At 72.9% G+C, this 6,894-nt stretch carries 10 protein-coding genes; 4 read left to right on the plus strand and 6 right to left on the minus strand.

What is annotated here, in order from left to right; translation table 11 throughout:
• Positions 1-101: 101 nt before the first annotated feature.
• Entirely contained in the window at positions 102-404 is a 303-nt protein-coding gene (locus ASE20_RS23110) for a DUF1905 domain-containing protein (protein ID WP_056896947.1), read from the minus strand.
• A 66-nt stretch (positions 405-470) separates the two neighbouring features.
• On the opposite strand from ASE20_RS23110, the gene ASE20_RS23115 reads away from it, so the two are divergent.
• From ASE20_RS23115 to ASE20_RS23125, 3 genes are read left to right on the plus strand one after another with little or no spacing between them, the layout of a single operon-like run.
• A complete protein-coding gene (locus tag ASE20_RS23115; RefSeq protein WP_225869143.1) occupies positions 471-1,754 on the plus strand; it encodes an MFS transporter in 1,284 nt (427 codons plus the stop codon).
• On the plus strand, positions 1,751-2,188 hold the full coding sequence (locus tag ASE20_RS23120; protein WP_056896949.1) for a hypothetical protein: 438 nt from the start codon (positions 1,751-1,753) through the stop codon (positions 2,186-2,188). Before ASE20_RS23115 ends, ASE20_RS23120 begins: the two co-directional genes overlap by 4 nt.
• On the plus strand, positions 2,185-3,198 hold the full coding sequence (locus ASE20_RS23125; protein WP_082612837.1) for a nitronate monooxygenase: 1,014 nt from the start codon (positions 2,185-2,187) through the stop codon (positions 3,196-3,198). Before ASE20_RS23120 ends, ASE20_RS23125 begins: the two co-directional genes overlap by 4 nt.
• Here ASE20_RS23125 and ASE20_RS23130 read toward each other — a convergent pair.
• Entirely contained in the window at positions 3,173-3,691 is a 519-nt protein-coding gene (locus ASE20_RS23130; protein ID WP_056896950.1) for a mycothiol transferase, read from the minus strand. The two genes, ASE20_RS23125 and ASE20_RS23130, sit on opposite strands and share 26 nt — an antisense overlap.
• Positions 3,692-3,748: 57 nt before the next feature.
• Between ASE20_RS23130 and ASE20_RS25355 the strand changes: the two genes are divergently transcribed.
• Complete coding sequence (locus ASE20_RS25355; RefSeq protein WP_157538561.1) at positions 3,749-4,300, plus strand: MmcQ/YjbR family DNA-binding protein; 552 nt, start codon at positions 3,749-3,751, stop codon at positions 4,298-4,300.
• On the opposite strand, the gene ASE20_RS23140 is transcribed toward ASE20_RS25355, so the two are convergent.
• The 4 genes from ASE20_RS23140 to ASE20_RS23155 are packed head-to-tail and all read right to left on the minus strand — an operon-like array spanning position 4,279 to position 6,675.
• On the minus strand, positions 4,279-4,707 hold the full coding sequence (locus tag ASE20_RS23140; protein ID WP_056896951.1) for a PIN domain nuclease: 429 nt from the start codon (positions 4,705-4,707) through the stop codon (positions 4,279-4,281). The genes ASE20_RS25355 and ASE20_RS23140 overlap by 22 nt on opposite strands.
• Positions 4,704-4,931: a ribbon-helix-helix domain-containing protein gene (locus ASE20_RS23145; RefSeq protein WP_056896952.1), complete on the minus strand. Its 228-nt coding sequence runs from the start codon at positions 4,929-4,931 to the stop codon at positions 4,704-4,706. Before ASE20_RS23145 ends, ASE20_RS23140 begins: the two co-directional genes overlap by 4 nt.
• Positions 4,928-5,467: a TetR/AcrR family transcriptional regulator gene (locus ASE20_RS23150; protein WP_056896953.1), complete on the minus strand. Its 540-nt coding sequence runs from the start codon at positions 5,465-5,467 to the stop codon at positions 4,928-4,930. Before ASE20_RS23150 ends, ASE20_RS23145 begins: the two co-directional genes overlap by 4 nt.
• The gene (locus ASE20_RS23155; RefSeq protein WP_056896954.1) at positions 5,464-6,675 is read right to left on the minus strand and encodes a cytochrome P450; all 1,212 of its coding nucleotides are present in this window, start codon (positions 6,673-6,675) and stop codon (positions 5,464-5,466) included. Before ASE20_RS23155 ends, ASE20_RS23150 begins: the two co-directional genes overlap by 4 nt.
• Positions 6,676-6,894: the final 219 nt, after the last annotated feature.

Genomic DNA, 6,894 nt, shown 5'->3' on the forward strand with positions numbered 1-6,894 from the left:
GAGCCACCGCGACAGGATCCAACAGCACGAGCCAGTCCCAGCACCACCGCCAGGGGTTTCGAGGCTCGCTGGCGCTCGCACCTCGACCACCGGAGCAGGCGTCAGGCGAGCCGCTCGGTGAGGTGCACCTCGACGGTGTCGCCTGCCGCCTTGCCGGTGTCGACGCGCAGGGCCGATGCCACCGGGAGCTTGTGGTTGCCGTCGCCGAGCGCCATGAAGGAGGACTCGAAGGGGGTGCCGTCGATGGTGCCGCGGACCTTGACCCGGCCACGGGTGCCGAACTGCTCGGCCGACTGCGGCCAGACCACGTAGGTCCAGCCGCCCTTGGCCTCGCTCCGGCGCAGGGTCTCGGTGAAGGTGATGTCCAGCGGCCCGACGCCGCTCGGTTCCTGGGAGGTGCTCATGCAGGAGTGGACCATGGGAGCGGCACCGATTCATCGAGACGTCGGACGACTCCGTAGCCTGATCCCGTGAGTCTTCGCGGGATGCTGGCCGACACCCGGCCACTGCGGAACCCGCACTTCCGGCGGCTGTGGAGCGCCAACATCGTCACCGTCGTCGGCGCCCAGCTGACGGTGGTCGCGGTGCCGGCCCAGATCTACGCGGACACCGGGTCGTCGGCGTACGTCGGCCTGACCGGCGTCTTCGGACTGGTGCCGCTGGTGGTGTTCGGCCTGTGGGGCGGGGCGCTGGCGGACCACTTCGACCGCCGTACCCTCATGCTCGTCACGACCACCGGGCTGATCGGCACGGCGGCGCTGTTCTGGCTGCAGGCGGCGTTCGGCAACACCAACGTGTGGCTGCTGCTGTCGCTCTTCGCCGTGCAGCAGGCCTTCTTCGCGATCAACCAGCCGACCCGGTCGGCGATCCTGCCGCGCCTGCTCGAGCCCGAGGTGCTGCCCGCGGCCAACTCGCTCAACATGACGGTCATGCAGGCCGGCGCGATCGGCGGGCCGCTGATCGCCGGCATCCTGATCCCGTTCACGGGCTTCTCGTGGCTCTACCTCGCCGACGCGATCTGCCTGCTCGCGACGCTGTGGGCCGTCGTACGACTGCCGAGGCTGCCGGTCGAGGGGGTCGTGTCCGGTACGCCGGGCCTGCGCTCGGTCGTGGAGGGCCTGGCCTACCTGCGGACCCAGCCGGTGCTGATGATGTCCTTCGTCGTCGACATCATCGCGATGGTCTTCGGCATGCCGCGGGCACTGTTCCCCGAGATCGCGCACGAGAGCTTCCTCGGCCCCGAGGAGGGCGGGCTCGCGTTCGCGCTGCTCTTCGCGGGCATCCCGGCGGGCGCCGTCCTGGGCGGCGTGTTCTCCGGCTGGGTCTCGCGCATCGCCCGGCAGGGCGTGGCCGTCATCTGGTGCATCGTGGTCTGGGGCCTGGCGATGGTCGGCTTCGGCCTCGCGGTGCTCGGCGCCGACGCGACGTCCGGCTCGGCGCGCCCGTGGCTGGTGGTCGCGGTGCTGATGCTGGTCGTCGGCGGTGCTGCCGACATGGCCTCCGCGGCCTTCCGCACCTCCATGCTGCAGAGCGCGGCCGCCGACGAGGTGCGCGGCCGGCTGCAGGGGATCTTCATCGTGGTCGTCGCGGGCGGACCCCGGATCGCCGACGTGGCCCACGGCGCCAGCGCCGCCGTCGTCGGTACGGCGGCCGCCGCGGCCGGTGGCGGGGTGCTGGTCGTGGTGCTGGTGGTCGTCGCGGCGCTCGTCGTACCGTCGTTCGTGCGCTACCGCATCACCGCGGGGGCCCGGTGACCGACGACGGCACGGCCGCGGTCCGGGACGTCGTGGTCGCCTTCTTCGCGACCTTCGTGTCGGGCCCGGAGTGCATCGAGCGCGCCGAACGGCTGCGCGGGCTGTGCCTGCCCGGCGCGATCATCGTGTCCGGGTCGACGCCACCGGTGGTCGAGGACATTGAGTCCTTCCTCGCGCCCCGCCTGGCGCTGCTGACCGGCGGCGGGCTGTCGGAGTTCCGCGAGTGGCCGGAGGAGGGCCGGATCGACGTCCACGGCGACCTCGCCCACTGGTTCGGGCCCTATGCGAAGCAGGGACGGCGCGACGGCGTCGCGTTCGAGGGCCGCGGCGCGAAGTCGATCCAGCTGGTCCGCACCCCGGCCGGCTGGCGGATCAGCGCCGTGGCGTGGAGCGACGACCCGGCCGACCGGGCGCGCGGCACACTGGAGCGGTGAGCCTGCTCGAGACGGACCTCCCGATCGTCGCGGCACCGATGGCCGGCGGGCCGTCGACGGTCGCACTGGCCTCCGCCGTGACCGACGCGGGCGGGTTCGCCTTCCTGCCGGGCGGCTACCTCACCGCTCCCGCCTTCGACGCCCTGCTCACCGAGGCGCGCGCCGCCGGCCGGCCGTTCGGGGTGAACCTGTTCGTGCCCCAACCCGGCGCCCTCGCCCCTGACGACTTCGCGACCTACCGGGCCGAGCTCGCCGGAGAGGCCGCGGCGCTCGGCGTCGAGCTGCCCACCGGGCCGACGCACGACGACGACGCCTGGCGCGACAAGCTCACGCTCCTCCTCGCCGACCCTGTGCCCCTCGTCTCGCTGACCTTCGGCCTGCCGGACCCCTCCGACATCGCCGCCCTCCGCGCCGTCGGGACCCGCGTGCTGGCCACGGTGACCACGCCCGGCGAGGCCCTCCTGGCAGCCGACGCCGGGGTCGACGGCTTCGTCGTGCAGGGACCGTCGGCCGGCGGGCACAGCGGCACCTTCGACCCCCGCCGCCCCCTCGTCGACGTGCCGACCGACTCGGTCGTGCGCGCCGTGCGGGCAGCGAGCCCGTTGCCCGTCGTCGCCGGCGGCGGGGTCGACGGACCGGCCGCCGTCCGGGAGCTGTTGGCCGCCGGTGCCGAGGCGGTCGCGGTGGGCACCCTGCTGCTCCGCGCCCACGAGTCCGGTACGTCGCCCACCCACCGCGCCGCGCTCGCCGACCCCGGCTTCGCCACGACCGTGGTGACCCGCGCGTTCACGGGGCGCCCGGCGCGGGGACTGCTCAACGGGTTCATCGAGCGGCACGAGCCTGCGGCGCCGTACGGCTATCCGGAGGTGCACCACCTGACCCGCGACCTGCGGCGCGCGGCCGCCGCCGCGGGCGACCCGCACCGGCTGCACCTGTGGGCCGGGACCGGCTACCGCGCCGCGGTGGAGGCTCCGGCCGCCGAGATCATCCGCGCCCTGGTGCCGGGCTGAGCATCCCCCGCAGGTACGCCGCCTGCCCGACGTGCTGCGTGCAGTCGTTGACCACGCTGACCAGCCGCACACCCAGCGTCACGGGCGGGTCCCAGCGCTCGTCGACCACGCGGTCGAGGTCGTCGGCGCTGATCGAGGCGAGGTACTCCACCGTGCGCGCGTGCGTGGCCCGGTAGTAGTCGGCGAGCAGGCCGGCCGGCGCCCGCACGAGGGCGACCTGCGCCGAGGTGTGGCCGTAGCCGATGTCGCCGGTCTCGATCGGGAGGTCGAAGCGCTCGGCGTACCCGCCGTCGGTCCAGACCTGCTCGGTGCCCGCGACGTCGGCGACGTGGTCGTCCTGCACCCGGGTGAGGTGCCAGACCAGCCAGCCGATGCTGTTGGCGTCGGGGGTCGGTCGCTCGGCCAGCAGGGCGTCGTCGGCGCCGTCGAGGACGGACTCGACGGACTCCAGCACGCGATCGATCGCTTCGGTCAGGAGGTCGGCAGGGCTCATGGCTCGACGGTACGACGCACCGCCGACTGTCGGCGACCACCGCTACCGTGCCGACGCATGACCGACGCCGAGGCGGTGCGCCGCGTGGCCCTGCCGCTGCCGCGCGCGGTCGAGCGGCAGACCGGCGGGCGGTGGAAGCACTACATCGGCTCGATCGTGTTCCTCGCGTTCTCCAAGGACGAGGAGGCGATGGGCTTCGGCTTCCCCAAGGAGCAGCGCGACGACCTGGTCGCGTCGGCACCGGACACCTTCTTCCTGCCCCGGGCGCAGGACCTCCGCTTCCACTGGGTCTGCGCGCGGCTCGCGCCGCTCGACGACGACGAGATGCGCGAGCTGATCACCGACGCGTGGCGGATGTGCGTGCCGAAGATGCTCCACGACCTGCCCGAGCTGCCGGAGCCCACCGCGCGGCTGTGGAGCCTGATCGACGCCCGCGCGTTCTCGGACGCGCAGCCCCTGATGCACCCGTCCCTGCACTGGCGCGACCGCGACCTCGAGCTGCGCGGCCGGCACGACGTGCTGGCGCACCTGCGCGGGCACCCGCGGCCGAGGCCGCCGGACCGGGTGGAGATCCGGGACGGGCAGGTCTACCGCTGGGTGCGGGACTGAGGAGCGACCTGTAGGCGCTCGGTCGGCTGACCGGTCACCTCAGCGATGAGCTCGAAGTCCTTGTCGAGGTGCAGGACGACCAGACCCGACCGTTCGGCCACCGCGGCCAACAGCAGATCGGGGATCGAGGGCGCCCGATGCTGCCCTCGGGCCGCGAGGATCCCTTGGACCTCGACCGCCCTTCGCTCCATGCTCGGCGTCAGGTGCTCGATCGGGAACCAGGAGATCGGCGGACCACCGATCAGCGACTCCCAGTCCTCGGCACTGCGGGCCGAGTATCCCGTCTCGAGCAAGGTCGGGATCGCGATGCGAACCAGACCCCGACGACAGCGGTCCAACCAGTCGCCGGCATCGATCGCGTGTGCCAGCCGGACGAGCGCGGACTTGTCGATCAACCAGTCGCTCATGCCCAGGCGTCGTCCATTACTTCGTCCGAAGCAAGATCGACGGCGAGATCCGCGAGCCGGGAGAAGACGTCGACAGTGGCTCCGTCGTCCGACGAGTCCCGCGCGGCTTCCTGGGCGATCTGGCGCTTGAGGAACTCAGAACGCGACAGACCGAGGCGACGCGCCTTCTCGTCGATGCGGCGCAGGTCGTCGTCGGGCACGTTGCGAATGAGGATGTCGGTCATCGTCGCCTCCTGATATCAGACGATATCACCCCGGGCGCCACGAACCGCTCCACGAGTCGCCGCTCCTCCGCCTCGCCGCCGCCCGGCACGGTGAGCAGCGAGACGATCACCCGCACCAGCCACCGGGCCGCCTCGGCGTCGGCGGCCATGCTGAGCCCGAGCGCCTCGACGACCTCGGAGCCCTGCGCCAGGTCCGCGGTGTGCGCGGCGTCCCGGTCGCCGAACCAGGCCAGCAGGGCGGGGTTCGCGCGCACCTGCCGCAGCGCGGCGAGCACGCCCTCGACCAGCGGGTCGCCCTTCGACGACGCCACGTCGGCGGCGACCAGGGCGCCCACGCGGACCGCCTCGCGCTGCACGAAGGCGAGCTGAAGCGCGGGGCGGTCGGGGAAGTAGCGGTACAGCGTCGCCCTCGAGCAGCCCGAGGACGCGGCGATCTGGGCCATCGACACCGCGTCGACCCCCGCCTCGGCGAACAGCGCCCCAGCGGCGTCGAGGATCCGCTCCACCGCCGGGGTACGACGGTCCACCCACGTCATCGGAGCACCTCCAGCGGCACACTCAGCGGCCGGCGCACGTACGGACCCGGCGCCCAGGTCACCGCGTCCTCGTCCACGGCGAAGTCGGGGATGCGGCGCACCAGCTCCTCCAGCGTGACCGTGATCTGCAGCCGCGCGGCCGCCGCGCCGAGGCAGTGGTGGTGGCCCTGGCCGAAGCTCAGGATCTGCGACGGACGGCGGCCGACGTCGAGCTCGTCGGCGTCGGGGCCGTAGCGACGCGGGTCGCGGTTCCCGGCGCCGTACAGGAGGAGGACCTTGCGTCCCGCCGGTACGACGACGCCGTGCAGCTCCACGTCGCGCGTGGTCGTGCGCGCGAGCCCCTGCACGGGCGAGGTGAGCCGCAGGAACTCCTCGACGGCGTTGGCCACCAGCGACGGCTCGGCCGCCAGCAGCGCCCGCTGGTCCGGCCGGTCGGCGAGCAGCTGGACCGCGCCGCCGAGCGCGCCGGTCGAGGTGTCGTTGCCGCCCGCGACCATCGTGAACACGAAGGCGAGGATCTCGAGGAGCTCGACGTCGGCGCGCACGAGCTGGGAGACGGTGTCCTCGCCGGGCTCCGCCCGCCGGCGGGAGACGAGCTCGGAGAAGTAGCCCATCAGCTCCATCGTCGCGCCGGCCGCGGACTCCGCGGCCGCGACGCCCTCGCCGGTGACGTTGGCCGCCACGATCGCGCTGCTCCAGTCGTCGAAGCGCGCCTGGTCCTCGACCGGTACGCCGAGGTAGTGGCCGACCACCAGGCTCGGCAGCGGCTTGAAGAGCTCCGCGACCACGTCACCCCCGCCCTCGTCCCGGATGCGGGAGAGCCGCTCGGCGGCGAAGGCGCGGACCACCGGCTCGAGCTCGCGCACCTGGCGCGGCGTGAACCCGCGCGCGACCAGCTTGCGGAAGGTGGTGTGGACCGGCGGGTCGGTCATCACGAACGGCGGGTTGTCGACGAGGCCGATCCGCTCGAGCTCGTCGTACTCCACCGTCAGGCCGCGCCCGCTGGAGAAGGACGCGGCGTCGACGGCTGCGGCGAGCACATCAGCGTGGCGCGAGAGGACGTAGTAGTCGTGGTGCGGCCGGGCGTCCGGGACGACATGGTGGACGGGGTCGTGGTCCCGCAGGGCGGCGTACGACGCCCAGGGCGCCCGCCACGCGGCCCCTCCTCCGGGGCGGTACTCCGCCGGGGCAGACAGATCGGATGACATGTCCCCAGAATGAGACATCTCTGTTAATCTGTCTAGTACGGCAGACTCACGCCACGATCGACGTCTTCTTGAATGAATCCACAAAAGGCTCTCCTGGCTTCTCGGTGAGCCGTGTACCGAGCTCTCCGGCGCGACACTGCGGTGGTCGAGTGGTGGGGTTCTCAAGCGGCAGCGACGAGCGGGCTGGGTGGGTGGCTGGGTCCGCCGGTCGGGTGGCGG

The sequence above is a fragment of the Nocardioides sp. Root240 genome, assembly GCF_001428825.1.
Classification (GTDB): Bacteria; Actinomycetota; Actinomycetes; order Propionibacteriales; family Nocardioidaceae; genus Nocardioides.

Excerpts from the sequence above, each read along its gene's own strand:
- ASE20_RS23110 (WP_056896947.1), bottom strand. The coding sequence starts at position 404 with ATGAGCACCTCCCAGGAACCGAGCGGCGTCGGGCCGCTGGACATCACC.
- ASE20_RS23130 (WP_056896950.1), bottom strand. The coding sequence starts at position 3,691 with ATGAGCCCTGCCGACCTCCTGACCGAAGCGATCGATCGCGTGCTGGAG.
- ASE20_RS25355 (WP_157538561.1), top strand. The coding sequence starts at position 3,749 with ATGACCGACGCCGAGGCGGTGCGCCGCGTGGCCCTGCCGCTGCCGCGC.
- ASE20_RS23140 (WP_056896951.1), bottom strand. The coding sequence starts at position 4,707 with ATGAGCGACTGGTTGATCGACAAGTCCGCGCTCGTCCGGCTGGCACAC.
- ASE20_RS23145 (WP_056896952.1), bottom strand. The coding sequence starts at position 4,931 with ATGACCGACATCCTCATTCGCAACGTGCCCGACGACGACCTGCGCCGC.
- ASE20_RS23150 (WP_056896953.1), bottom strand. The coding sequence starts at position 5,467 with ATGACGTGGGTGGACCGTCGTACCCCGGCGGTGGAGCGGATCCTCGAC.
- ASE20_RS23155 (WP_056896954.1), bottom strand. The coding sequence starts at position 6,675 with ATGTCATCCGATCTGTCTGCCCCGGCGGAGTACCGCCCCGGAGGAGGG.